The organism is Bradyrhizobium sp. Ken01, assembly GCF_055807355.1.
Map to the genome: position 1 here is coordinate 76,313 of NZ_JBVVPC010000030.1, position 25,896 is coordinate 102,208.

24 protein-coding genes are annotated in these 25,896 nt (G+C 64.3%); 10 read left to right on the forward strand and 14 right to left on the reverse strand.

Annotated features, from left to right (window positions below):
* Positions 1-2: 2 nt before the first annotated feature.
* The 3 genes from modB to mepA all read right to left on the reverse strand — a co-directional run bounded on the left by modB (position 3) and on the right by mepA (position 2,658).
* Positions 3-698, reverse strand: coding sequence for a molybdate ABC transporter permease subunit (modB, locus tag AC0L3S_RS25955; RefSeq protein ID WP_473265094.1), 696 nt, complete (start codon positions 696-698; stop codon positions 3-5).
* A gap of 12 nt (positions 699-710) precedes the next feature.
* The gene (gene modA / locus AC0L3S_RS25960) at positions 711-1,493 is read right to left on the reverse strand and encodes a molybdate ABC transporter substrate-binding protein (protein ID WP_473282137.1); all 783 of its coding nucleotides are present in this window, start codon (positions 1,491-1,493) and stop codon (positions 711-713) included.
* A 220-nt stretch (positions 1,494-1,713) separates the two neighbouring features.
* Complete coding sequence (gene mepA, locus AC0L3S_RS25965) at positions 1,714-2,658, reverse strand: penicillin-insensitive murein endopeptidase (protein ID WP_473265096.1); 945 nt, start codon at positions 2,656-2,658, stop codon at positions 1,714-1,716.
* Between the two features lie 468 nt (positions 2,659-3,126).
* Between mepA and AC0L3S_RS25970 the strand changes: the two genes are divergently transcribed.
* Positions 3,127-5,292, forward strand: coding sequence for a putative bifunctional diguanylate cyclase/phosphodiesterase (locus tag AC0L3S_RS25970; RefSeq protein ID WP_473265097.1), 2,166 nt, complete (start codon positions 3,127-3,129; stop codon positions 5,290-5,292).
* Positions 5,293-5,338: 46 nt separating this feature from the next.
* Here the strand turns inward: AC0L3S_RS25970 and AC0L3S_RS25975 are convergent, their stop codons facing one another.
* The 4 genes from AC0L3S_RS25975 to AC0L3S_RS25990 form a co-directional block, all read right to left on the reverse strand.
* Positions 5,339-6,091, reverse strand: a complete 753-nt coding sequence (locus AC0L3S_RS25975; protein WP_473282139.1) for a hypothetical protein — start codon at positions 6,089-6,091, stop codon at positions 5,339-5,341.
* Between the two features lie 206 nt (positions 6,092-6,297).
* Entirely contained in the window at positions 6,298-7,464 is a 1,167-nt protein-coding gene (locus AC0L3S_RS25980; RefSeq protein WP_473265099.1) for an acyl-CoA dehydrogenase family protein, read from the reverse strand.
* Complete coding sequence (locus tag AC0L3S_RS25985; protein ID WP_473282141.1) at positions 7,461-8,696, reverse strand: MFS transporter; 1,236 nt, start codon at positions 8,694-8,696, stop codon at positions 7,461-7,463. Before AC0L3S_RS25985 ends, AC0L3S_RS25980 begins: the two co-directional genes overlap by 4 nt.
* A gap of 305 nt (positions 8,697-9,001) precedes the next feature.
* Entirely contained in the window at positions 9,002-9,508 is a 507-nt protein-coding gene (locus AC0L3S_RS25990; RefSeq protein ID WP_473282143.1) for a GNAT family N-acetyltransferase, read from the reverse strand.
* 470 nt (positions 9,509-9,978) lie between these two features.
* On the opposite strand from AC0L3S_RS25990, the gene AC0L3S_RS25995 reads away from it, so the two are divergent.
* The gene (locus AC0L3S_RS25995; protein WP_219679146.1) at positions 9,979-10,152 is read left to right on the forward strand and encodes a hypothetical protein; all 174 of its coding nucleotides are present in this window, start codon (positions 9,979-9,981) and stop codon (positions 10,150-10,152) included.
* A gap of 14 nt (positions 10,153-10,166) precedes the next feature.
* The gene (locus AC0L3S_RS26000) at positions 10,167-10,376 is read left to right on the forward strand and encodes a hypothetical protein (protein ID WP_027514367.1); all 210 of its coding nucleotides are present in this window, start codon (positions 10,167-10,169) and stop codon (positions 10,374-10,376) included.
* 20 nt (positions 10,377-10,396) lie between these two features.
* Here AC0L3S_RS26000 and AC0L3S_RS26005 read toward each other — a convergent pair whose 3' ends face one another.
* On the reverse strand, positions 10,397-10,735 hold the full coding sequence (locus tag AC0L3S_RS26005) for a response regulator (RefSeq protein ID WP_473282145.1): 339 nt from the start codon (positions 10,733-10,735) through the stop codon (positions 10,397-10,399).
* Positions 10,736-10,902: 167 nt separating this feature from the next.
* On the opposite strand from AC0L3S_RS26005, the gene AC0L3S_RS26010 reads away from it, so the two are divergent.
* Positions 10,903-11,676 carry an SDR family NAD(P)-dependent oxidoreductase gene (locus tag AC0L3S_RS26010; protein ID WP_473282147.1) on the forward strand — a complete coding sequence of 258 codons (774 nt, stop codon included), beginning with the start codon at positions 10,903-10,905 and terminating at the stop codon, positions 11,674-11,676.
* 266 nt (positions 11,677-11,942) lie between these two features.
* On the opposite strand, the gene lepA is transcribed toward AC0L3S_RS26010, so the two are convergent.
* Positions 11,943-13,754 carry a translation elongation factor 4 gene (gene lepA / locus AC0L3S_RS26015; protein WP_473282149.1) on the reverse strand — a complete coding sequence of 604 codons (1,812 nt, stop codon included), beginning with the start codon at positions 13,752-13,754 and terminating at the stop codon, positions 11,943-11,945.
* A gap of 240 nt (positions 13,755-13,994) precedes the next feature.
* Here lepA and AC0L3S_RS26020 point away from each other — a divergent pair, with 240 nt between their 5' ends.
* The 3 genes from AC0L3S_RS26020 to AC0L3S_RS26030 all read left to right on the forward strand — a co-directional run bounded on the left by AC0L3S_RS26020 (position 13,995) and on the right by AC0L3S_RS26030 (position 17,832).
* Positions 13,995-15,353 carry a caspase family protein gene (locus AC0L3S_RS26020; protein WP_473282151.1) on the forward strand — a complete coding sequence of 453 codons (1,359 nt, stop codon included), beginning with the start codon at positions 13,995-13,997 and terminating at the stop codon, positions 15,351-15,353.
* 8 nt (positions 15,354-15,361) lie between these two features.
* Positions 15,362-16,120 carry a M15 family metallopeptidase gene (locus AC0L3S_RS26025; RefSeq protein ID WP_473282153.1) on the forward strand — a complete coding sequence of 253 codons (759 nt, stop codon included), beginning with the start codon at positions 15,362-15,364 and terminating at the stop codon, positions 16,118-16,120.
* A gap of 86 nt (positions 16,121-16,206) precedes the next feature.
* Positions 16,207-17,832: a glycosyltransferase family 39 protein gene (locus AC0L3S_RS26030; protein ID WP_473282155.1), complete on the forward strand. Its 1,626-nt coding sequence runs from the start codon at positions 16,207-16,209 to the stop codon at positions 17,830-17,832.
* A 15-nt stretch (positions 17,833-17,847) separates the two neighbouring features.
* On the opposite strand, the gene AC0L3S_RS26035 is transcribed toward AC0L3S_RS26030, so the two are convergent.
* From AC0L3S_RS26035 to AC0L3S_RS26055, 5 genes are all read right to left on the reverse strand, one after another.
* A complete protein-coding gene (locus tag AC0L3S_RS26035; RefSeq protein ID WP_007604995.1) occupies positions 17,848-18,165 on the reverse strand; it encodes an HPr family phosphocarrier protein in 318 nt (105 codons plus the stop codon).
* Positions 18,162-18,563 (reverse strand): PTS sugar transporter subunit IIA, encoded by a 402-nt coding sequence (locus tag AC0L3S_RS26040; RefSeq protein ID WP_007597752.1) that lies wholly within the window; start codon positions 18,561-18,563, stop codon positions 18,162-18,164. The genes AC0L3S_RS26035 and AC0L3S_RS26040 overlap by 4 nt, the downstream gene beginning before the upstream one ends.
* Positions 18,564-18,696: 133 nt before the next feature.
* The gene (locus AC0L3S_RS26045) at positions 18,697-19,221 is read right to left on the reverse strand and encodes an HPr kinase/phosphorylase (RefSeq protein ID WP_473282167.1); all 525 of its coding nucleotides are present in this window, start codon (positions 19,219-19,221) and stop codon (positions 18,697-18,699) included.
* A gap of 11 nt (positions 19,222-19,232) precedes the next feature.
* Positions 19,233-21,038, reverse strand: coding sequence for a stimulus-sensing domain-containing protein (locus AC0L3S_RS26050; protein WP_473282156.1), 1,806 nt, complete (start codon positions 21,036-21,038; stop codon positions 19,233-19,235).
* Positions 21,039-21,154: 116 nt separating this feature from the next.
* A complete protein-coding gene (locus AC0L3S_RS26055; protein WP_007597749.1) occupies positions 21,155-21,856 on the reverse strand; it encodes a response regulator transcription factor in 702 nt (233 codons plus the stop codon).
* A 242-nt stretch (positions 21,857-22,098) separates the two neighbouring features.
* Here AC0L3S_RS26055 and AC0L3S_RS26060 point away from each other — a divergent pair, with 242 nt between their 5' ends.
* The 3 genes from AC0L3S_RS26060 to AC0L3S_RS26070 form a co-directional block, all read left to right on the forward strand.
* Complete coding sequence (locus tag AC0L3S_RS26060) at positions 22,099-22,848, forward strand: HugZ family pyridoxamine 5'-phosphate oxidase (RefSeq protein WP_473282157.1); 750 nt, start codon at positions 22,099-22,101, stop codon at positions 22,846-22,848.
* 63 nt (positions 22,849-22,911) lie between these two features.
* Entirely contained in the window at positions 22,912-25,506 is a 2,595-nt protein-coding gene (locus AC0L3S_RS26065; protein ID WP_473282159.1) for a CHAT domain-containing protein, read from the forward strand.
* Positions 25,507-25,657: 151 nt separating this feature from the next.
* The coding region (locus tag AC0L3S_RS26070) for a hypothetical protein (RefSeq protein ID WP_473282161.1) at positions 25,658-25,896 on the forward strand (239 nt) is incomplete at its 3' end.

Consider the following 25,896-nt stretch of genomic DNA (forward strand, 5'->3'; position numbering starts at 1 on the left):
GGTCAATTCCCGTGCAGGCGCGCGGTGGCGCGGCGGGCGAACCATTCGGCGGCGATCAGCGCACCGAGCGCGAGCACGATCGAGACGATCACGAGCCGTCCCGCGGCGGCGTCGCCATCGGGGGTCTGGATCAGCGAATAAATCGCGGACGAAATCGTCTGGGTCTCTCCGGGAATGTTGGACACGAAGGTGATAGTGGCGCCGAACTCGCCGATCGCTTTGGCAAAACCCAGCACCATGCCGGCGAGCACGCCAGGCAGCGCCAAGGGCAACGTCACCGTGAAGAACACTTTGAAAGGAGTGGCGCCGAGCGTCTCGGCGGCCTGCTCGAGCCGGCGGTCGATCGCCTCGATCGACAACCGCATCGGGCGCACCAGCAGCGGAAACGCCATCAGGCCGCAGGCAAGCGCAGCACCGGTCCAGCGGAAGGCGAAGACGATGCCGAGATGGTCCGCCAGAAAGCCGCCGACGAGGCCGCGGCGGCCGAAGGTCAGCAGCAGCAGATAGCCGGTGACGACGGGCGGCAGCACCAGCGGCAGATGCATCAGCGCATCGAGCACCGACTTGCCCCAGAAATCACGCCGCGCGAGCAACCATGCCAGCGCAATGCCGAACGGCGTTGCCACCAGCGTCGCGATCACGGCAACCCTGAGCGAGAGCAGGATCGCCGTCCATTCGGCGGGAGAGATGTCGAGCATCAAATCGCAAAATCAAGTGGAGGGGCTGATCAGGAACTTGAAACCGTATTTTTCCAGAATGGTCTTGGCGGCGGTCGAGCGCAGGAAGGCGAGATAGTCGCTGGTCTCGCCCTTTGCTGACGTGGTCGCAGCGAAGGGATAGATGATCGCGGGATGCGAATCCGCCGGGAAGGTGCCGACGATCTTCACACCGGGCTCGACCTTGGCATCGGTGGAATAGACGATGCCGAGATTGGCCTCGCCGCGCGCGACCAGCGTCAGCGCGGCACGCACGCTCTCGGCCATGGCGAATTTCGGCTCGGCCGCCTGCCAGGCGCCCAGGCTCGTAAGCGCCGCCTTGGCGTACTTCCCAACCGGTACGGACTTGACGTCGCCGGTCGCGATCCTGCCGTCGCCGGCGAGTTTTGCGAGGTCGAAGCCGTGTGCGATGGCGACGTTGTCGATCTTGGAATCCTTCGGCGCGATCAGCACGATGCTGTTGCCGAGCAGATTGACCCGGGTCGACTCGTTGATGGTCTTCTTGGAGATCGCGTAGTCCATCCAGTCGGTGTCGGCGGAGACGAACACATCGGCCGGCGCGCCCTGCTCGATCTGCCTGGCGAGCACGGAGCTTGCGGCGTAGCTGACGCTGAACTTGACGCCGGTCCTGGCGGTGTAGGCCGCGTCGACCTCGTCGAGCGCGTTCTTCATCGAGGCTGCCGCGAACACGGTGATGGTCTTGTCCTCGGCGGCGACAGGCGAAAGGCCGGCGGCGAGAACGAACAAAGCCGAGAAAAGCACGGAAAGGCGGGACATCGGAAGCGCTCCATGCGCGCGCTCAGGCACGCAAGGCGGCGCGCGCAAGACGGCGTTGGTTGAATGAGGCTTGCGACCGGCGGAAGCGCTGTTCCGGCAAGCCCGACGGACTTACGGTCCGGCAAGCGATCGCTGGGTCATCATAACAGGGTGGCGGAACAGGTCAAAGGCGACGGTTCGCATGGCGCCAATCAGGAATTCGTCATCCCGGCGGAGAGTTTTACGGCTTCGCGTTGCCCGCGTGCAGCACGGCCTTGCACGCCGCCGGCATCTGCGCCAGCGTCATCGGCGGTTTCGGCTTCGGCGGCTCCGGCGGGGGTTTGGGGTGCAGCACGCCGTCGCTGAACCAATAGGCGAGATCGGAGGGCTTGCAGCCTTCGTCCTCGGATTGCGACGGCTGGCCCTCGCAGTCGCTCGCGCCCGCCGGGCAGTGCATGCGGATGTGGAAGTGATAGTCGTGGCCCCACCACGGCCGGATCTTCGACAGCCAGGAACGGTCGCCCTTGGCCTCGCGGCACAGCGCCTTCTTGATCGCGGCATTGACGAAGATCCGCTGTACCGCCGGCTCCTGCGCCGCGTCGCGCAGCACCAGCACATGGCCCGGCGTGAACACCTTCGGATCGATGTCGAGCCGGTCCGGGCGCACCATCATCACCGCCGACATGTCCTCGCGCTCCTCGCGCGACAAGCGATGGTCAGGCATCGGCGTCAGCCAGATGTCGGCATCGAGGCCGATCTGGTGGCTGGCATGGCCGGACAGCGCTGGCCCGCCGCGCGGCTGGGCGATGTCGCCGACCAGGATGCCCGGCCATCCCGCGTCCTTGTGCGCCCTCGCCGCAAGCCGCTTGATCAGCGCGATCATCGCGGGGTGACCATAGCTGCGATTACGCGACAACCGCATCACCTGCCAGTTGTCGCCGTTGAGCGGCATCTGCTCGGCGCCGCCGATGCAGCCCTTCACATAGGAGCCGATGACGTGCGCCGGTCCCTTCGACGGCAGCAGCTTTCGCGCGAACAGCTCCTTGGCGCCGATATTGGGATCGTTCGGATTGGCGAGCGGCGGCAGCGGCTTTGGGTTGACGCTGCCCTTGTCCTGGGCCAGCGCGTCGCCGGCGGCCAGGAGCGTCATGACGAGCAGGAGAGGGGCGAGGCGGCGGGGACTCATGCTGACATTCTTATAGCCCAACACCGCGTCAGGGTTAAGAAACAGTCGTTCCGCCGAAATTTCGTTCAAAAGTCGCAGTTCCGCGGCGTCGGCCGGCCGTTTTTTAACCACGCGATAACCCTCTCATGCATTGACCAAAATTCGTGCGCGAGACGCGTACTCACGCCCTTCTGCATGCAATCGCGCGCGATCCCGGAAATGATTCAAGGCAGCGCGCAATTCTGCGCCATCTCGTTCTCCGATGACGACAATGCGATGGGCCTGGAGCGCCCATCAGCACTGCCGCGCCTTGCAAACGGGCAATGAGGGCTGTTTTTCCGAGACTGCCAGACCGTGCGTCCCATCGTCATGCCACCCAAGATTACCTTTTTTTCAGACACTTGCCCCAAGAGTTGCGATCGCTGGGCGCGACTGGGACGAGTGAAGTTGAGTTTGGGGTTTCGAAAGCCGAAAAAGCGAAAGGGCGGCGTGCTTGGCAGGTCCGGCCTGCACCCGCGCAAGCCGCGCTTTGCGCGCGCCCCTCATCCTCCGTTCGAACGCGACGAAGTTCTGCGCGGCCGTGCCGAGGCCGCGATCGCGGAAGCGCGCAAATCCCATGAGCGCCTGCGCCAGGCCATCGACATTCTGCCGCAAGGCATCGTGTTTCTCGATGCCGAAGGCCGCTACGTCCTCTGGAACAAGCAATACGCGGAAATCTACAGCAAGACTGCCGATCTGTTCGAGGAAGGCGCGCGCCTCGAGGACACGCTGCGCATCGGCGTCGCCCGCGGCGACTATCCCGAGGCCGCCGGCCATGAGGAAGAATGGATCGCCGAGCGGCTGCAAAAGCTCTATCAGCCCGGCTCGCGCCACGAGCAGAAGCTGGCGGACGGCCGCGTCATCCTGATCGACGAGCGGCTGACCGACGACGGCGGCGTCGTCGGCCTGCGCGTCGACATCACCGAGTTGAAGCAGCGCGAGGCCTCGTTCCGCCTGCTGTTCGACGGCAATCCGGTCCCCATGATCGTCTGCGCGCTGGACGACGAGCGCATCCTCGGCGTCAACGATGCCGCGGTCGCCCATTACGGCTACAGCCGCGCCGACTTCGAGCGGCTGACGATCCGCTCCCTTCAGGCTTTCGACAGTGAGCCGCCCTGGACCGCCGCTTCGGCCGGTGAGGAGCAGGCCGGACGCACCTGGAAGCACGTCAAGGCCGACGGCGCGTTGATCGACCTTGCGATCTATTCCCGCGAACTGACCTATGCCGAGCGGCCCGCGGTGCTGCTCGCGCTGATGGACATCACCGAGCGCAAGCGCGCCGAGGCGCGGCTCGCCTTCATGGCCCAGCATGACGGGCTGACCGGTCTGCCAAACCGCAATCTGCTGCGCCAGCAGGTCGACGAGATGCTGCTGCATACGAGGCGCAGCACCGACAAGGTCGCCCTGCTGATGCTGGGGCTCGACAATTTCAAGGCGGTCAACGACACGCTGGGGCACGCGGTCGGCGACAAGCTGCTGCGCGGCGTCGCCAAGCGGCTGCGTTCGACCTTGCGCGAGGAGGACGCGCTGGCGAGGTTGAACTCGGACGAGTTCGCGATCGTGCAGAGCGGCCTGACGCGTCCCGAGGATGCGGTGCTGTTGGCGAAGCGCCTGCTCGAAGCCATCGCCGATCCCTATCTGCTCGACGGCCATTCCGTGGTGATCAGCGCCTCCATCGGCATCGCGATGGCGCCGGGCGACGGCGACGATTCCGAAAAGCTGCTCAAGAGTGCCGACATGGCGCTGTCGCGTGCCAAGCTGGATGCGCGCGGCTCGTTCGCGTTCTTCGAGGCGGCGCTCGATGCGAAAGCGCAGACCCGCCGCAAGATCGAGGTCGAGCTGCGCGACGCGATCCAGAACGACGTGCTCCGGCCGTACTACCAGCCGCTGATCGACCTCCAGAGCGGCCGCATCACCGGCTTCGAGGCGCTGGTGCGCTGGCCGCATGCCGAGCGCGGCATGGTCTCGCCGGCCGAGTTCATACCGGTTGCGGAAGAAACCGGGCTGATCAATCCGCTCGGCGGTTTGATGCTGCGCCGAGCCTGTCACGACGCCGCCACCTGGCCGGACGACGTCCGCGTCGCCGTCAACCTGTCGCCGCTCCAGTTCCGCAGCGGCAATCTGCTTTCGGTGGTGACGGATGCGCTGAAGCATTCCGGCCTGCCGCCGCGGCGGCTCGAGCTCGAGATCACGGAGACGCTGCTGCTGGAAAAGAGCGCCCAGGTGCTGGCGACGTTGCATGCGCTGCGCGCGCTCGGCGTGCGCATCTCGATGGACGATTTCGGCACCGGCTATTCCAGCCTGAGCTATCTGCGCAGCTTCCCCTTCGACAAGATCAAGATCGACCAGTCCTTCGTGCGCGATCTCGGCGCCAATCGCGAGGCCCAGGCGATCATCCGCTCCATCGTCAGCCTCGGCAAAGGCCTCGGCGTCACCATCACCGCCGAAGGCGTCGAGACCGAGGCCGAGCTGAGCTGCCTCCGCACTGAGGGCTGCGACGAAGGCCAGGGGTTTCTGTTCAGCAAGGCCCGGCCGAATGCGGAGATCATCAGCCTGCTCGCCGCGCAACGGGGCATCGATGGAGTAGGCGAGGAAGACGCTGCGCTGGTGGCCTAGGCTGCGGGATGTCGGCTTGCGTCTTGAGCTGCGCACAGTTGAAAGTTCAGTGACCGACAAGCGATACGGCCTCATGCCCCTCGGCAGGAGCGGTTTGGTTGCTCCGCACGAATACGAAGCGGGATACCGCGGGGATCTGTGCGTCGGCGCTGCCATCCTGGCCGATGAGGATGAGTCCCGCGCCGCCATTGGCGACATTCAAGATGACGGGCGCGCCTTGCCAGGTCCTGATTGGCTCCATTCCGATGATGAGAAACTCACCGATCGGCTGGTCGAAATATTGAAGCCTCAGTTGGGGTCCGACTTCTGCAGCCGCCAAGCCGAAACCCAACTGTTTGGCGCGCGCGTAGATGTTCGCCAGCAACGCCGTGTCGGTCCGAAAGCCAAGTTCGGCTGCCGACACCGTGAAAAGCTCTACGCTCGTTTTCGTGGCGCTAACGGTAAACGTCGGCCGCGCGAGAATTTCGCCAGCCGAGTTTCCGATGCCGCAACCTGCCGCATCCAAAGCGTTGCTGAGGGCGAAGAAGTTTGCAAACGTCCCGATCCGGATCGTCTTCCACGCGGGGAGATCGACGGCGGATTTGATTGGGACTTGCGGCCGATCAGACGGCGCCTGCTTGAGCTTCAGCTGATTCCGCAGGACGTCTCGCGCCGAGCATTGAGCCACGGCTTCGCTCGCAAACAGGAGAGTGCATGCGATGCAGAGGGTGGCAACAATGAGAATGCCACCATGGTGCCATCCCGGCGAACGCCCCTGAATGGCATGGCAACTGACTTTCCTGCCAGCTGTTCGGCCCATAACGGACCTCTCTTGCGCAAATGCAGCGCGCAAAAAACAATTCGAATTATCACTTCCAAATGGTCGGCGCGGTCACGGCGGAAAAGCCGTCGTTTTTGTAGCTATAGAAATTGGTCCGAGGAAATCCGCAAAGGTTCAGCGGCGAAGACGCCGGATGGTGAGCTCAATATAGGTCAGCGTGCGTGCACTTTCGTAACTGGTCGACGTCAGCGGTCCCCTGAAAGGATCATCTTACCGACATCCTCGTAATGCGTGTCGCGCGCCTGGATCTGCTGGGCGATGGCGTGCATGTCGCGAAACCGTCGCTCGAACGGATTGCTGCGGAATACGGCCGTGGCGCCGGACATGTGATAGGCGGTGTCGACCACCTTGGCCGACTGGTGGATGGTCCAGGTCGCGGCGAGGCGAACCGAGCTCCGATGCGCCGCGCTGTACGCGCCGGTCGCGCAGAGATCGCGCCACATCGCACTTGCCGTCGCATAGAGATAAGCGCGCGCGGCCCGCAGGTCCCCCTCGGTGCGGCCGATCAGGCCCTGGACCGCCTGGTTGTCGTGCATGGCGTTGGCCGCCAGCGACTGATGCTTGCCGCGCGCCAGTGCAATTGCGGCATCCAGCGTGGCCCGTGCCACGCCGAGCGACACCGCGGCAAAGCCGAGGCTGAACGTCGAGCCGGTGCCGATCCTGTAAACCGGACCCTGCTCGCGTAGCGCGGACGGCACGTCGCGAAACGCGGTGAAGCGCTGGGGGATGAACAGGTCGGCGACCTCGTAGGAATCGGTGCCGGTGCCGGCGAGCCCGATCGCCTGCCAGACGTCGTGCAGCACGGCGCTCGCGACCGGAAACAGGATGGTGCGCACCTCCGCCGAGCCGTCTGCATTTTTCCGCGGCGCGCCGTCGGCCCCGACGATGCGGACATGCGCCCCGAGCCAGCTCGCCTGCCGCGAGCCCGAGGCAAAGTCCCAGCGCGCCGTGACGCGATAGCCGCCCTCGACGATGCGCGCCTCATGCGCGATCGCGCCCCACGCGAGAATGCCCGGCGCCGTGTTGAAGATCTCCTGCGCGGTGTCGTGGTCGAGCGAAGCTGCGATCATCGCGCAGACGCTGCATTGGCCGAGGCACCAGGCGGTGGAAGCATCCGCTTTCGCGATCTCCTCCAGCATCTGCATGAAGGCTTCCGGCGCGGCTTCGACGCCGCCAAGACTCTGCGGCAGCAGCGCGCGATAGAGCTCGTTCTCGATCAGCGCAGAGACGACGGCCGGCGTCAGCCGCCGCGACCGCTCGATCTCGTCGGCCTCGCCCGCGATCAGTGGCGCGATGGCGCGGGCGCGTTCGACGAGATCATGGCCTTGATCGAAGACTTGCGGCCTGTTCATGAGCCACCTCGCCAGGCCGCGGCGCGGCCAAGGTCGAGCGTTTGCTTGCGTCTGGTCGGGAAGCTCAGTGCCACCGCGACGGCGGCGAGCCCGATGGCGAAGGAGCCCGCATGCAACCATGTGTAGCGCTGGAAATTGTCGAACACGAGACCGCCGGCCCACGGCCCGATTGCCATGCCGAGGCTCGCGAAGGCCGACACCGCGCCGAACACCGTGCCCATGATGCGCGCGCCGAAGAACTCGCGGACCAGCACCGCATAGAGCGGCATCACCCCGCCATAGGCGAGACCGAACACGACGGACAGCGCGTAGAATTCGCCGAGCTGGGCCACCGCGAGATAAGTCGCGATGCACATCGCCTGCACGAACAGCCCGGCGACCAGCACCGGTTTGGCGCCGATGCGATCGGCAGCCGCGCCAAGCAGCAGGCGCCCGCCAAGCCCGGAGACACCGGCGACGCTGTAGACCGTCACCGCCGTGAGCGGGGCGATGCCGCACACCATCGCATAGGATACCATGTGGAAGATCGGGCCGGAATGCGCGGCGCAGCAGGCGAAATGCGCCGCCGCGAGCGCGATGAATTGCGGCGTGCGCAGCGCCTGCGACCCGGTCAACTCCATCTCCGGCGCGGTATTCGCCGTTGTGGGCCCAGTCGCTGCCGGCGCGGAGCGCACCAGGAAGCTGGCGGGGATCAGCAGCGCCCACGCCGCGATGCCGATCACCAGCATCGCGGTGCGCCAGTCGTAGGCGGTGATCAGCCAGCTTGCGGTCGGCGCGATCGTCACCGGCGACACGCCCATGCCGGCGGAGACCAGCGCCACCGCAAGGCTGCGGTTGGTCTCGATCCAGGCGCTCGCGAGCGCCATCATCGGCGCGTAGAAGCTGCCGGCGGCAACGCCGATCAGCACGCCGAAGCACAGCTGGAATTGCCACAGGCTTGCGGCCTGGCTCGCGGCCACGAGACCGAGCCCCAACAGAACGCTTCCGGCAAGAACCACGATGCGGGTGCCAAACCGGTCCGACAGCGTGCCCCAGACAAACGCGGCAGCACCCATGCAGAGGAAATCGATCGTCGCCGCCGCCGACACACCGGCGCGCGACCATCCCATCGAGTCCGAGATCGGCTGCAGGAAGACCGCAAGGGACAGCATCGTGCCGAAGCCGACGCATGTCATCAGCGCACCCGCGGCGACAACGACCCAGCCGTAGTTGAAGCCTGATGGCTTACTCATCCGTTTCCTCTGCGCTTTTGGTCTTGTTGATGGTGCGCAGCAGGGATGGTGACCGATCTGCCGGGAGAGGGCAAGGCGGCGATGTCAGCCCCTAGGAGTAGAGCGGAAGCGAAACCCACAAACTTCTAGGCTGCACTCGTCGGGCGATGGGTCTCGCAAGAGCTCAATCCATCCTGCGGGCTGCTTCACCTGAAAGCTTGCGCGTGCGCGTGATGCGTTTCGCGGCGACGTCCCTGCGCACGCGCACGGGTTGGCAGACAACAAGCATCAGGCCGCTGAATCCCAGAGAACGGCCCAAGCTGGATCTAGATCGGGTCCTTTAGCAGGCGCTCCATGATGATCGTGCGTTCGTCACCATGATGGCTGTCGTGCACCGCCTTGAACCCGAGCCGCGCGTAGAAAGTCTCGGCGGTGACGGAAGAGGGGACGGTCAGCGAAGCAACGTTTCGTGCGCGCGCCGTGCGCTCAATCTCGGCCATCAGCAGCTTGCCGATACCCCGGGCCTGAACATCGGGAGCCACGAAGACGGTGCGGACCACATTTCCGTCGAGACCTGCGGTCGCAACGATGCGGCTGCGGATCGTGGCGACAAAGACGGTGCGTAGTCCGATCAGCCGCCGTACGGCTTCGGGACTGAAGCTATGCGCGATCCTTTCGATGATCCCGTCCGCATAGTCCTTTGCGTTCGTCTCCCGCAGCGCCCGCAAGATGACCGCGCTGATCTCATTGGCATCATCTGCGAGTGCGGGCCGGATTGTGCATTCCATAGGTCGCTCCAGTCGTCGCGCCGGGTTCGCGGCCGTGAAAAGCACAATGACCGCTCGCTATTGCAGTCCCAGCCCGCTGCAGTACCACGCCATGTCTTCGTGTCTCCAGCCGCGCTTGACGCCTGATTCCTTGCATTCATTGTAGGTCTTGAAGTTTGCTCCCTTTCGGCAGCCCGACGGGTAGCTCCCGAAGCCGCCACCCGAGGTGGAACATGCGACCGGGCTGGCTGCCGTGGTCGGGGCAGCAGTGGCCTTGGGAGCTGCGTTCGCTCCGGTGATCGACAAAATGATCAAGCCCCCTAGCGCAAAAACCGAAGCTTTCATCGCATTCCCCTGATTGGAAGGAATGCGCAATACTATCCCAAGATGTGTTGTAGCGGTGGGCGCAACCTGAATAAATGAGCGCTGCGGGCGCTTTTCTGGTTTTCCCGCCGACAGCAAGCCGCGATTGCGTTAGTTCCTTGAGAGGAACGGTCATCAGCTCAACGCGTTTTAGGTCATGAAAGGACTCTTGCATGACCGAGAAATTCGATCCGGCACCGCCGGACAAGAACGCGGAAGATCTCAAACGTGGCATCCGACGCGATAAGGCCAAGGACGACGAGTTGGAAAAGGGCTTGAAGGACAGTTTCCCGGCGTCGGACCCGGTGAGCAGCACCCAGGCGTCCAAGGCAACACCGGACGCATGATGGAGGGATAGACGATGGGCCTCGCAGCCTATGATATCGTTGGCAGGGACGGTGCCTGGCACGTCGACCACGATGGCGAAATCCGGAACACCTACCAGACCAAGGAAGCCGCTTTCGAGGCGGCTGTCGCGGCTGCGTCGCTCGCCATGCGGCAGGGTCACTCTGTCCGGCTGACGGTGCCGGAGAGCGAGAACGCCGTCGGCGCGGAAAATTCGGGCGGATGACCCTCGAGGGCATCCTGATTCTACACGGCCGCCAGCAAATGGGCGGGCGCAAACGGCTTGTGCAAAAAAATCGTGTTGGGCGGCAGCGGCGCCATCATTGTCCCGGACATCAGCACGATGTTGAGCCCCGGATGAGCACTGCGTGCGTACTCTGCGAGTTCGAGCCCGGTCATTCTGCCCGCGAGGTTGTGATCGGTGATGAGCGCCCGTAGCTCCGTGCCCGTCGACGCCACGATAAGCTCCGCCGCTTCCGCGGTGGCACATTCGACGACTTCAAACCCTTCGTCCTTGAGAAGGTCGGATAGAACTTCGCGCTGGAGCGAGTCATCCTCGACCAGCAGCATGACGAAATTCGACATGCGGTCATTCCCAACTTATCGGATGTTAATGCGCATCCTGGAAGATTGTTCGGTTGTGATGTCTTCGTTCGCAGCGAGCTGCGCGCGGCATGATCAGTCGAACATGTTGCATTCTCCTTGAGCTTTCGACGGAGGCACCGAAGCGGGGGGATCGAACAGGAGCGGCAATGGCAATCGTCTTCATCACGGGCAGCACGGACGGTCTGGGCCGCGCAGCTGCCCAGTCTCTCCTCGAACAGGGCCACCAGGTCGTCCTGCACGCTCGATCGGCGGAACGTGCGGCGGCAATCTCCGAGCTTGAATCGCGTTCCGCACGGGTCGTGATCGGCGATCTCAAGAGCGCCGCCCAGACGAGGCACGTGGCAGATCAGGTCAACGCCATCGGACGAATGGACGCGGTCATTCACAACGCCGGGGTCTATACCGAGCGCAGCCGCGGCCCGACGCCCGAAGGCCACGCCTCCACCCTGGCGGTCAACACGCTCGCGCCCTATTTGCTCACCGCCCTGATGAAGCGCCCCGATCGGCTGGTGTATCTCAGCAGCGGGCTTCATCGCGGCGGAGAGGGATCGTTAGGCGATCTCGACTGGACGAAGCGAACCTGGGATCCCGCCAAGGCGTACGCGGAGAGCAAGCTGCACATGGTCGCACTGGCCTTTGCCTTGGCGCGGCGTTGGCCGCAGGTGCTGAGCAACGCCGTCGATCCCGGCTGGGCGCGCACCAAAATGGGCGGTGCCGGAGCGCCGGTCGGTGTGGTCACCGGACAACGGACGCAGACCTGGCTGGCGGTGAGCGATGATCCCGCCGCCCTGGTCAGCGGTCGCTACTGGCATGACATCCGCCAACAGGAGCCGGCGCACGAAGCGACCGATCCCGATTTTCAGGAGCGGCTTCTGGACAGACTGGGCGAGTTGACGGGGGTGACGCTGCCTCCGACGTAGAAGCAATTCGGCTGAAGTCCACATCTTCCCAAAGCGTTCGGAGGACGATGCTGCGTCTCATGCGCACGGCATTGCCACGTGCTGCATGGTGACATTATGCCCCTGTTTTGCCCGACAGGTCAAACGAAATTCTGAAAATCAAAACCTCAATCCGAACAAGCCCCTCGCTACTGTGCATGGGGTTGTTTTCGCGATTTTTATTTTCTGGCCCGAATAGCGCGGACCGAACTTGTCTCGTCTCGATCGAGGCGGGCGAGGCGCTCGCCTCAGCTGTCCACCTTCAGCGCGGCAATAAAAGCTTCCTGCGGGATGTCGACCTTGCCGAACTGCCGCATCTTCTTCTTGCCTTCCTTCTGCTTCTCCAGAAGTTTGCGCTTACGCGTGATGTCGCCGCCGTAGCACTTTGCGGTGACGTCCTTGCGCAGCGCGCGGACGGTTTCGCGCGCGATCACCTTGCCGCCGATCGCCGCCTGGATCGGGATCTGGAACATGTGCGGCGGGATCAAATCCTTCATCTTCTCGACCATGGCGCGGCCGCGCCCCTCCGCGCGGGTACGATGCACCAGCATCGAGAGCGCGTCGACCGGCTCGTTGTTGACGAGGATCTGCATCTTGACCAGATCGGCCGGCTTGTAGTCGGTGAGATGATAGTCGAACGAGGCGTAGCCCTTGGAGACCGACTTCAGACGGTCGTAGAAGTCGAACACGACCTCGTTGAGCGGCAGATCGTATTTCACCATCGCGCGGGAGCCGACGTAAGTCAGTTCCTTCTGCGCGCCGCGCCGGTCCTGGCACAGCTTCAGCACGCTGCCGAGATATTCGTCGGGGGTGAGGATCGTGGCCTCGATCCAGGGCTCCTGGATCTCCGCGATCTTGACCACATCAGGCATGTCGATGGGATTGTGAATCTCGATCTCGGTGCCGTCGTTGAGCTTCATCTTGTAGATGACGCTCGGCGCGGTCGCGATCAGATTGAGATCGAACTCGCGCGACAGCCGCTCCTGGATGATCTCGAGGTGCAACAGGCCGAGGAAGCCGCAGCGGAAGCCGAAGCCGAGTGCGGCCGAGGTTTCCATTTCGAACGAGAAGCTGGCGTCGTTCAGACGCAGCTTGCCCATCGCGGCGCGCAGTGTTTCGAAGTCGTCGGCATCGACCGGGAACAGGCCGCAGAACACCACCGGGATCGCCGGCTTGAAGCCCGGCAGCATCTCGGTGACAGGCTTCCTGTCGTCGGTGATGGTGTCGCCGACGCGGGTGTCGGCCACTTCCTTGATCGCGGCGGTGATGAAGCCGATCTCGCCGGGGCCGAGCTCGTCGACCTGCGTCATCTTCGGCGTGAAGAAGCCGACGCGCTCGATGTCATAGGCAGCGCCCGTGCCCATCATGCGAACCCGGCTGCCCTTCTTCATGACGCCGTCGACGACGCGGATCAGCACCACCACGCCGAGATAGACGTCGTACCAGCTGTCGACCAGCAGCGCCTTCAGCGTCGCATCGCGATCGCCCTTAGGCGGCGGCAGGCGGGTGACGATGGCTTCCAGCACATCGGCCACGCCGAGGCCGGTCTTGGCCGAGATCATCACCGCGTCCGACGCGTCGATGCCGATGACGTCCTCGATTTGCTGCTTGACCTTCTCGGGCTCTGCGGCGGGAAGGTCGACCTTGTTCAGGACCGGGACGATCTCGTGGTTGTTGTCGAGTGCCTGGTAGACGTTGGCGAGCGTCTGGGCTTCGACGCCCTGGCTGGCGTCGACCACCAGCAGGGAACCCTCGCACGCCGCCAGCGACCGCGAGACTTCGTAGGCGAAGTCGACATGGCCGGGCGTGTCCATCAGGTTGAAGATGTAATCCTTGCCGTCCTTGGCGCGGTAGGCGAGGCGGACCGTCTGCGCCTTGATGGTGATGCCGCGCTCGCGCTCGATGTCCATGGAATCGAGCACCTGCTCCTTGCCCGCCATTTCCCGGTCGGTGAGGCCGCCGGTCATCTGGATCAGGCGGTCGGCCAGCGTCGATTTGCCATGGTCGATATGGGCGACGATGGAGAAATTGCGGATGTTGGAAATGGGGACGGTCGTCATGGGCGCGGGATACCACTCACATCCCCGTGCGGCAACCATTCACTTGGTCCTGCTGCGTCCCAGAAGGCGCGTCCGGCAGTGCGCCTGCGCGTCCGGGACGGGGCAGCCGGCCCTGCCTCCCGCGGGACCAGGAGGGTGGACGGCATCGATCCGCCAGCCGCTGCAATCTCCAGCCTCCCTGCCATCGATTTCAGCGACCGCCTCTGCTAGTTTTCCGGCTTTCTGTCATGGAAACAGGCAATGCATTGGAAGCGCCTTTCCGCTTTGTTGTTTGCGGCGTGTTTCGCCTTCCCGGCCGCGGCTGAAAAACGCGTGGCCCTCGTCATAGGCAATTCCGCCTACCAGAACGTGTCGCGGCTGGAAAATCCCAGAAATGACGCGCTGCTGGTGGCCGATACCTTGCATAGGCTCGGCTTCGCGCTGGTCGGCGGCGGCGCCCAGGTCGAGCTGGACAAGGCAGGCTTCGACAATGCGGTCCAACGTTTCGGCAACCAGTTGATCGGCGCAGATGTCGCCCTGTTCTACTACGCCGGACACGGCATCCAGGTCCGCGGCACCAACTATCTCGTTCCGGTCTCGGCGAATCCGACACGCGAGTCCGATGTGGATTTCCAGATGGTCGACGCCGCGCTGGTGCTGCGGCAGATGGACGGCGCAGGAACCAAGCTGAACATCGTCATTCTCGATGCATGCAGGAACAATCCGTTCGGTGGTCGCGGCCTCCGTGGCTCCGACGGAGGTTTGGCGCAAATCCGGGCGCCGGAGGGAACGCTGCTCTCCTATGCCACACAACCGGGCAACGTCGCGCTCGACGGATCCGATGGACACAGCCCCTACACGCGGGCGCTGGTCGAGACGATGCAGAGACCCGGGCTCGACGTGCTCCAGGCGTTCAATCAGGTGGGGCTCATCGTCAAGCGCGCGACCGGTAGCTCGCAACAGCCCTGGGTCTCCAGCTCGCCGATCGATGGATCATTCTACTTTTCAGGTGCGCCTGCAGTGCAGGTCGCGCCGGTCAACGTGCCGGCGACGGTCACGTCGCCCCCTGCGAACCTTCCGCTTTCCACACCTCCGGTTGCGAGAACCCAATCGGATTTCCTTTTCCCGGATTCGGATAGCCGGCTGCTTGCCGACGGCGATTTGAAGACGCTGAGCAAGGAAGAGCTGCGCCTCGCCCGCAACGAAATCTTTGCGCGGCGAGGGCGCTACTTCAACTCGCCCGAACTGACGGCGAGGTTCAGCAAGTTCTCCTGGTATGTACCCCGCACCTGGGACCCGCCGCTGAACGCCGTCGAGAAGGCAAACGTCGCCCTGATCGACCGCTATGAATCCGGCGGCCCGGTTCAAGGCAGCTTCATCCTTCCCGATTCAGATCGACGCCTGCTCACGCCGGCGGATCTGCGCGGGCTGTCGAACGAGGAAATCCGTATCGCACGCAACGAGATCTACGCGCGGCGGGGGCGATATTTCGAGGCGGCAGATCTCAAGGCCCGTTTTGAACGCTTCCCGTGGTACTCTCCCAACACATGGAATCCGAAGCTCAATTCGATCGAGGAGACGAATGCCGCGCTGCTCGATCAGGCCGGCAGGCGTCGATGACAATCGCATTGCGGGCAGCGCAGATCGTCGTCGCCTTGGTGGCTGCGTCGGTGCCGGCGGACGCTCAAACCAGAACCGAACTTCTGGATCAGCTGGTGCGTGCCTATCCCGATTTCCTGACCGGCCACGATGGCAAGCAAATTTCGTGGCGCGATGGCACCAAGATGCCGGTGGACGATGGTGTCGACGACAAATCGTTTGACCAGCGGCTGCGCAATGCCTCGATCATCGACCAGCTCCGGTTGGCCTATCCCGTAGGGGCTTCTGCGCCGCCCGCGTTGAACGCCGATCCCGGCAGATTCCGGAACGAAGCGTTCTTCACGAAGATGTATGGCGACTGCCGTGCTGGAGCGGTGCAGCGGAATCTCGTGACCATCACCTGGTTGCCGCGATCATGGGGGAAGGCGGTCCAGGTGACGCGGATCAATGGCGTCGCGGATCGGCTCAAGGAGGTGTCGGCGGAAATCGACAAGCTCGAACCAGCGCTGAGGGCCGCAGCCTTTCCCATTGCCGGCGTGCTGTCGTGCCGGCCGGTCGTCGATACCGGTAAGATGAGCATGCATGGCTATGCCGTCGCGATCGATCTGAACCTGCGATATTCCGATTATTGGCTGTGGGCGGGCCGCGGAAAGTCGATCCCGTACAAGAACAGGATGCCGCAGGAGATCGTCGATATCTTCGAACGCCACGGGTTCATCTGGGGAGGCAAATGGTATCATTACGACACGATGCACTTTGAATATCGCCCGGAACTACTGGCCCGGTGATTCCGTATCGTTTCCGTGCTCCAGGCCGTCATTCATTCACGCCAAGCTGATTTCACTCAAGCGCGAAACGCGCTACCCAAGCGGCCATGTCTACAACATCGATCCCCTCCACCCGGCCACGCGCGAAAGCCCGGGTGAGTTTGATGCGTTTCCGGGCCTGGCTGGTTGCCAGCGCCACCCGCCCCGAGGCGCGCCTCTGGCTGGTGATCCAGCTCGCCATCCTGCATGCGGTGCTCTGGACCTTCATCCTGATCAACCTCAAGGCCGCGCAAGACGTTCACATGGACGTCGCGGAAGCCTGGGGCTGGGGCCAGAAATTCCTCTGGGGCTATGGCAAGCACCCGCCCTTGTCGGGCTGGGTCGCCGGCCTCTGGTTCACAATGTTCCCGCCGACGGACTGGGCGACCTATGCGCTCGCGATGGCGACCGTCGGCACCGGTATGGTGATCTGCTGGCTCATCGCGTTGCGCGTGGTGGATGCGCGGCGCGCGTTCCTGGTCGTGGTGATGGTCGCGCTCTACCCGATCTTCAATTTCAAGGGCTTCAAGTACAATCCCGACCTGCTCCAGCTCGTCACCTTGCCGCTCCTCGTGCTCGCTTATCTCAATGCGTTCGAGAAGCGGAGCTGGCAATCCGGAGTCTTGCTCGGCCTTGCCGGCGCGCTGGCGCTGATGACCAAGTACTGGGTGCTGACCATGATCGGCGCCATCGGGCTTGCCGCGCTAATCCATCCGGAGCGATTGAACTTCCTGTGGTCGCCGGCGCCGTGGATTGCGATCGCGACGATGGTGGTTGCGATGATCCCGCACATCGTCTGGCTGGCGGACGCGCATTTCGTGCCGCTGACCTATGCGGGCGACACCTACAGCCTCGAGGACAGCGGCCAGGTGCATCAGCTCGTGGCCGGCTATGCCCTGCATAATGTCGCGCTGCTGGCATTGCCGGTGGCGCTGGCCGCGCTGGCGATGGCGCTGGTGCCGCCCTGGTTCAGGCTGCTCCTGCATGCGCCCGCGCGCATCGTCACGCGGGCCTGGGCGCGCGGCGCGAATTCCAGCGTGAACCTTTCGCAGGCGCGCAACGTCTGGATCATCCAGATCATCGTCGCGGTCGGCCCCGCGCTCGGCGCGCTGGCGTTCAGCATCTACATGAAGACCGATTGGGGCATCTCGCTGTTCTTTCTGGTGCCGCTCGCGCTGGTCGCGATCCCGGCCTTGCGGGTGCAGAGTGCGGCGCTGTTCAACATTGTCGCGATCTGGCTGGTGCTCAGCGTCGCCACGCTCATTGCCTCGCCCTGGATCGCCGCGCGGGAGATGGCGGCCAATGCCGGCAACACGGCGACCTATGGCGCGCGCTCGGATCTCGCGCGCGAGCTGACGCAGGCCTGGCACGCGCGCTTCGCCTCGCGCTGGGCGGTCGTCGCCGGCACCATGGAGTCGATCCAGCCGATGGTGTTCTACAGCCCGGATCATCCGGCCGCGTTCACGCCGCTCGAAACCTGGGGGTCCGGGTTGATTTCGCCCGATGACGTCAAGAGATACGGCTTCATCGGCGTGTTCGATCCGGCCGACGGCCGCCTGCCGGCGTTCGAGAAATGGGTGTCCGAGGTTGCGCCGAATGCCGAGCGCATCGTGATGACGACGCGCCGTTTCACCCACGGCAAGGCCGGTCCGTCGATGAGCTGGAACATCTACATCGCGCCGCCGGGGAAGTGATCGAGGCGGCGCCGCCTAAATCCCTTCCTCGTTGAATTTGCTTTCAACGAGTTCGGTGATCGCCGCGAGCGCGGCTTCGGCATCATCGCCGGCAGCGGCGACCGTGATGGTGGTGCCGGGACCGGCGGCGAGCATCATCAGGCCCATGATCGAGGTGCCGCCGACGGTTTCGCCGCCGCGCGTCACCCAGACCTGCGCGCTGAAGCGCTCGACGGCCTGGACGAACTTCGCGGAGGCCCGCGCGTGCAGGCCGCGCTTGTTGATGATCAGGAGGTCCTTGGAGATCGCGCCCGCGGGCACGCCCGTCCCGGCTTGCGGCGCTTCGTCGCTCATTTGCCGGCGAGGACGCGGCTGGCGATGGTGACGTATTTGCGGCCGGCTTCCTGGGCCATCGCGATCGCGTCGGGGAGCGGACGCTCCTCGCGCACCTTGGCCAGCTTCACCAGCATGGGAAGGTTGATCCCCGCGAGCACTTCGACCTTCGGCCGGCTCATGCAGGATATTGCCAGGTTGGATGGCGTGCCGCCGAACATGTCGGTGAGGATCGCGACGCCATCGCCGGAATCGACGCGGTTAACCGCCTCGATGATGTCGCTTCGACAGAGATCGGAATCATCTTCGGCGCCGATCGTGATCGCTTCGATTTGCTTTTGTGGGCCCATGACATGTTCAAGCGCTGCCTTGAATTCGTCGGCAAGGCGCCCGTGGGTCACAAGTACTAGACCAATCATCGGAAAACTCCTCGCGGGCGCTTTTGGTGCACCGCACGAACGCGCCACTTTGACCATCCAGAGCCCCCGCGCAAGAGGGGATGTTGCGTATCTCCCTGAATCTAGACGGATGGATAAGGGGAGCTGCGCCGGTCTATTCGGTCGCGAGTGTGGGGTTCATATGGTTACCATTTCCCTTCAAACAATCGCCGGAAGGGTTAACGGAAGATGAACTCTTGGTAGTGGTCAAGGCCGCGACAACCAGAGGGAGGGGCAAATAGTCGCGGCCCACAGGGATTCGCGGTATTTCGACACCTAAAATGGCTGTTTTCAGGGATTCGGCCGGCGGCAGCCGCTCCGCATCCGCCGCGTCCAGATCGACCACGAGGCCGACGGTCGCATGCTCCACAAAGTCGCAGCGGCGGATTCCCAGCCCCCGGATCTCGATCATGCCGGCCAGGACCGGAGCGGGGCGGACCTCAATTTCGCGGCCGACTGTCGCCAGATGGACACGGTCATCACCGACCAGAACGGCCCTTTCGATCACGCCGCTACGTCCCGCCATGATCAAATCGAAGGCAAGGCGCGACTTGCCGGAGCCCGAGGGCCCGCGGATCAGCACCGCCAGATCTCCAACCTTGACCGCCGAGGCGTGAATGCTGGGGCCGCCTTCGTCCAAGCTGCCTTGGCTCATAGCGCCGGCAGCCTCACCACGAAGCGCGCGCCGACAACACTGGGCGCTCCGTCCTCGTCCGCCGGGCCGGGGCGGTTCTCGGCCCAGATGCGTCCGCCATGCGCGTCGACGATCTGCTTGGAGATCGACAGACCGAGGCCGGAATTCTGGCCAAAGCCCTGATGAGGTCGGTCGGTGTAGAAGCGCTCGAAGATGCGCTCCAGCGCGTCGTCGCGGATTCCGGGGCCGTCGTCGTCGATCACGATCTCGATCTCTCCGCGCACGCGGCGGCAGGTGAGGCGCACCTTGTTGCCGGGCTCGGAGAAGGACTGTGCGTTGGACAGCAGGTTGGAGACCACCTGTCCGAGCCGCGAATCGTGGCCGGTCACGGCGAAATTGTCGGTCGGGCTGCGGCCCTCGAAACGCATTTCGACCGCGACGTCATGGCCGAGCTTGGTTTCATTGGCGACGGAGACGAGCGTCGTCAGCAGGCGGCGCAAATCGACCGGGATCGCATCCTGGCGCTGCAGTTCGGCATCGAGACGGCTGGCATCGGAGATGTCCGAGATCAGCCGGTCGAGCCGCTTGACGTCATGCTCGATCACCTCGAGCAGGCGCGCGCGGCTGTTCTCGTTGCGCGCCAGCGGCAACGTCTCGACCGCGGAGCGCAAGGAGGTCAACGGGTTCTTCAATTCGTGCGCGACGTCGGCGGCGAACATCTCGATCGCTTCGATGCGGCTGTAGAGTGCACTGGTCATGTCGCGCAGCGCACCGGAGAGATGGCCGATCTCGTCGCGACGACGGGTGAAGTCGGGAATCTCGACGCGGGTCCTGATGCGGCGACGGATCAGCTCGGCGCTGTCGGCGAGCCGGCGGACCGGACCTGCGATCGTGCTGGCGAGCAGCAGCGACAGCATGATCATGACGGCGGCGGCGACGCCGCCCACTTTGAGGATGGCGAGGCGCTCGGCGGTGACCATCTGGTCGATGTCGTCGCCCTGCGTCGACAGCATCAGCGCGCCGTGGATGGCGCGCGAGCGCAGTACGGGGACCGCGACCGAGACGATCACCTCGCCGCGCGCATTAACCCGCACCATCGAGCGCTTCTGGCCCTGGAGCGCGTCGCCGACCTCAGCATAGCCATTGCCGTTCTCGGGTCCGAGCTCGCGATAGAGCGGCAGGTCGCCGCGATTGAGCCAGGTACGGACCGCGACCATGCCGCGTTCGACCATGCCCGGCTTCTCGGCGGAGACCGACGGCAGGGGGAAGCGCACGACGGTATCGAGGCTGCGGCTGTCGACCAGCAGGCTGCCGTTCGGGTCGTAGATGCGGGCGCGCGTCTTGGTCGGCGAGATCAGCGTGCGCAGCACCGGCGCCACGCGCTCCGGATTGATCGGAAAATCCAGCGGGGAATACTCGTCCGACCCGCCATAGGTCTCGCCCGGCTTGAGGTCGAGCAACCGGTCGGGGTCGATGGTGATGGCGTTGGTCTGCACCGTCGCGGAGGCCGCGATGGCGCCGGCGATGATCTCCGCCTGCACCAGCAGGCTCTGCGCGCGCGCGTCGATCAGGCCGGCGCGGAATTGCGACAGATAGAGGATGCTCGCCACCAGCGCGACCAGGCCGGCGAGGTTGAGCGAGACGATGCGGCGGGTCAGGCTCGAGAAGGACAGCGCGAAGAAGAACTGCCCGGCGCGCTTCAGCCAGTTCAGCGGACGCCAGCCCTGCACGGCCGGCTTGTCCTCGGCCAATTGATCCGGAGCGCCGTGGGCGGTGACGTCCTCGGCGTTCTGGTTCTCGTCAGGCTGCGTTCGGTCAAGCAATGCTCACGCCCGCGTTAGGACAGCTCGTGCGAAGGTCCCCGCATCCTAGAGCCATCCCGGTGCCGATGGAATCAGAACCGGCGATGCTCTCGGTCTTTCGTGGAGGCGCGTGCGCCTCAGGCTTCCTTGAAGCGGTAGCCGACGCCGTAGAGCGTCTCGATCATCTCGAACTCGTTGTCGACCACCTTGAACTTCTTGCGCAGCCGCTTGATGTGGCTGTCGATGGTGCGGTCGTCGACATAGACCTGGTCGTCATAGGCGGCGTCCATCAGCGCGTTGCGGCTCTTCACCACGCCGGGCCGGGTCGCGAGCGCCTGCAGGATCAGGAATTCGGTGACGGTCAGCGTCACCGGCTCGTTCTTCCAGGTGCAGGTGTGCCGTTCAGGATCCATGCGCAGCAGGCCGCGGTCGAGCGCCTTGGCGTCGTTCTCCTTCGGCGTGACGGTCGGGTCCTTCGGCGCCGAACGGCGCAGCACCGCCTTGACGCGCTCGACCAGCAGGCGCTGCGAGAACGGTTTGCGGATGAAGTCGTCGGCGCCCATCTTGAGGCCGAACAGCTCGTCGATCTCTTCGTCCTTGGAGGTCAGGAAGATCACGGGCAGGTCGGATTTCTGCCGCAGCCGGCGCAAGGTCTCCATGCCGTCCATGCGCGGCATCTTGATGTCGAGGATGGCAAGATCGGGCTGGGTGGTGCGGAAACCGTCGAGCGCGGAGGCGCCGTCGGTATAGGTCATGATGCGATAGCCTTCGGCCTCCAGCGCGATCGAGACGGATGTGAGAATGTTGCGGTCGTCGTCGACCAAAGCGATTGTGGGCATGAGCCTCTGCTTTCTGCTTTCCGTTTGGGTCGTGGCTTGAAAACGGCGAGCAATCCACTGATGCGCCGCATACATGGGTGCCGATGTTGGCATTCGAACCTTGTCACCGAGCAATGCAAGCTAGGCTGAAGTGTGACCAAGTTCCACGAAACACGGCAGATTCGCCGCGTCTCGACCCATAATCAGGCCCCGGTTTACCCGAAAAAAGGCCCTCCATGCAACCACCTGACCCGAGAAAGCCGATGCAACCGACCCCCGATTTCGACCCCGGAAAGCTCGCCAAATCGCTGCTGCGGCGGTCACGGCAGGGGGCCTTGGCGACATTGATGGCCGGCAGCGGCGATCCCTATTGTTCCCTGGTCAATCTGGCCAGCCACCCGGATGGCTGTCCGATCCTGCTGATCTCGGGATTGGCCGTGCACACCAAAAACATCCTGGCCGACAGCCGGGTGTCCCTGATGCTGGACGAGCGGGCGGCGGGTGATCCGCTGGAGGGCGCCCGGATCATGCTGTCCGGCCATGCCGAGCCGGCCGATGCGGACAAGGATCTGCTCCGGCGACGGTACCTCAATGCCCATCCCTCCGCGGAGGCCTTTGTTTCATTTAAGGATTTCTCCTTCTTCCGGATTCGGCCCACGGGAACCCATCTGGTCGCCGGCTTCGGCCGGATCGTCGACCTCAAGCCGGAGCAATTCCTGACCGACCTCACGGGGGCTGGGGAATTGCTGGCGGCGGAGGAGGGGGCGGTCGAGCACATGAATGCCGACCACCGCGACGCCATGGGCCTCTATGCAACAAAGCTGCTCGGCGCTGCCGCAGGCGACTGGCGCTGCACCGGCTGCGATCCGGAGGGCCTCGACATGCAGGACGGCCAGACCGCCTTGCGGCTGGACTTCCCGGAGCGCGTGGCTGATGGCACCGCGCTGCGCAAGATGCTGGTTCGACTCGCCGGCGAAGCGCGCACCAGGATGGACGAGAGCGCAACACATTGAACGCTGCTGCCCATCGCCGCGACCCAAGTTCGTTACCGGTCTGAAGGCGGCGGCGAGAGCGTCATGGCAGAATGGAAGAGACTGACGCTGGTTGCGGGTTTGGCGCTCGCGATCACCGCATCGCTAGTCACGCCTGGCGTTGCCCAAAAAGGTCTCGCCGCGGAGAGCGCGCGAATCAACGCACTGATGAGCGCCGGCAGATATTCGGAAGCACTGCCTTTGGCGCAAGGCATGGTCGCGAACCTGGAGAAGAGCGACACCGGTCGCGAGCTCGCCGCGGCGCTGAACAACCTCGGCCAGGTTCATGCCGGTCAGGGCCACGACGATCTGGCCGAGCCGCTCTACAAGCGCGCCATCATGCTGATGGAAAAGTCGCTCGGTCTCGAAACCCCGCTGATTGGAGCCGAACTGAGCAATCTCGCCGCGCTTTACCAGCGGCAGAGCCGCTACGCTGAGGCCGAGCCGCTGTTCAGGCGCGCGCTCGCCGTTCGCGAGAAGGGATTGTCGCGGGAGCATCCCGATGTCGGGCAGTCGCTCAATAATCTCGCCACGCTCTATGTGAAACAGCAGCACTATGCCGACGCGGAACCGTTGTTTCAGCGGGCGCTCGCGATCTATCAGAAGGCCGGCGGCCCCGAGCATCCGGCAGTGGCCACGGTCCTGAACAATCTCGGCCAAGTCTATCGCGATCTCAACCGCGATGCGGACGCGGAAGCGCCGATCAAGCGCTCGCTGGCGATCCGGGAGAAAGTGCTGGGACCGGATCATCCCGATGTTGCCCGCTCGCTGAACAATCTCGCCGGCCTCTACGAGCACCAGCAGCGCTACGGCGACGCCGAGCCGCTCTATCGCCGCGCGCTGGTCATCCGCGAAAATGCGCTCGGGCCCGATCATCCTGACGTCATGACCTCGACCAGCAATCTCGCTTATTTCCTCTACGTGGCCGGGCGCGCCGCGGACGCATTGCCGTTCGCGGAAAGGACACTTCGGGGCGATCGCGCCCAGTTGCGCGTCGTGTTGCCGGTCCTGTTCGCCGCACGGCAACAGGATCTGCTGGCCGGCGACAAGGCGCTGGACGAGGCCCTCGCCGCGATCCAGCGCGGCACGCAATCCTCCGCCGCATCCGCCGTGAACAAGCTCGCGGTTCGGCTTGCCGCCGGCAGCGACCGGCTCGCCGAGTTGGTGCGCCGGGACCAGGATCTCGCGGCTGAGTCCGAGGCGCTCGACAAGGCGATCGTCACCGCGGTCTCGAAGCAATCCGCGCAGCGCGATCTCGCAAGCGAGCAGCGCAGCCGCGCGCGGATTGCAACGATTACCAACGAGCGTGCGGGCTTGCAGAAGACGCTCGCGGTCGAGTTTCCCGACTATGCGTCGCTCTCCAATCCCCTGCCGTTGACGGCAAAGGACATTCAGCTGCTGCTGTCGGCCGACGAGGCGATGGTGCTCTACTCCGTCGTCGACAAGCAGAGCTATGTCATCGCGATCACGCGCGAGGGCGTCGACTGGAAGGCGATTCCACTCGGCGCGGATGCGCTGACGCAGAAGGTGACGGCATTCCGCAAGGGACTCGACGTCGGCAAAGCGCGCGATGCCTCCGGCAAATCCGGATTGTTCGATCTCGCGCTCGCCAACGAGCTCCATGTCGCGCTGCTCGGTCCGGTCGAGGCGTTGACAAAGGACAAGCGCAGCCTGCTGGTGGTGCCGTCGGCTGCGCTGACCGCATTGCCGTTTCATCTGCTCGTCACCGAGAAGCCGCAGGCTGCGATCCCGGACACGCTCGAAGGCTATCGCGGCGCTGCCTGGCTGCTGCGGCGTCAGGCCGTCTCGGTGCTGCCCTCGGTGGTCAGTCTGAAATCGCTGCGCGCCTTCGCGCGCCGGGACCAAAGCGTGAAGCCGATGACCGGCTTCGGCGATCCCGTGTTCAATCCTGCACTGGAAGGGACCGCCGAGCGGCGCGCGGCGAACGGCAAGGTCGCCGCGCGCAGCATCGCGACCATCGCCTATAGTGATTTCTGGCGCGGTGCCGGCGTCGATCGCGCACGGCTTGCGCAGGCGCTGCCGCAACTGCCTGATACCGCCGATGAGTTGAACGCGGTGGCCAGGGATGTCGGGGCTGCTGAGGCCGATATCCATCTCGGCCGCGACGCCAGCGAGACGACGCTCAAGCGTGCAGCGCTTGCTCAATACGGCATCATCTACTTTGCCACCCACGGCCTCGTTGCCGGGGACATCAAGGGACTGGGTGAGCCCTCGCTCGCGCTCTCCATTCCCGATCAGCCGACTGAGTTCGACGACGGTCTGCTCACCGCGAGTGAAGTCGCTCAGCTCAAGCTTAATGCGGATTGGGTTGTGCTGTCGGCCTGCAACACCATCGCGGGCGACAAGCCGGGCGCCGAGGCCCTGTCCGGACTGGCGCGCTCGTTCTTCTATGCCGGCGCGCGCGCACTCCTGGTCTCGCATTGGGCCGTGGATTCGGAGGCTGCCACCCGCCTGACCACGATGACTTTCGAGCTGCTCAAAAGCGAACCAAAAATCGGCCGTGCCGAGGCCTTGCGCCGCGCGATGTTAACCTATGTTGACGACACCTCGTCACCGCGCAACGCCTATCCTGCGATGTGGGGGCCCTTCGCGCTGATCGGCGAAGGCGCGGTACGATAGGGTGGGCTTGGAAATTTCATCGAGACCGTATTCGGCGTTGTGCGTCGCAATAACCTTGGGAAACGCCGAAACGCCTATTTGGTTGCGCGATCATTGTTGATTTTTTGATGCGCCTGCTCAGAGCTGACATGCGCGACGTTTGGCGCGGTCCTTGAATAAACCAAATCCTAAGGGATCAGCTTGGCAACGCCAGCGTTCATCAGTATTAGGTCGTTCCAACCGAGGCCGGACGGCCTGTAATCACGGTGACCGCGGCGGCGCCAAGCATGATCGCGCTGAGTGGGTTCTAGGAGGATTTTTCGTGCAAGAGACGGGCGTGCGCAACGGTGCCTTCGGCGCCGACAAATTCGGCTTAAAGAATCTCAAGCAGGTTCACTGGAACCTCGGTGC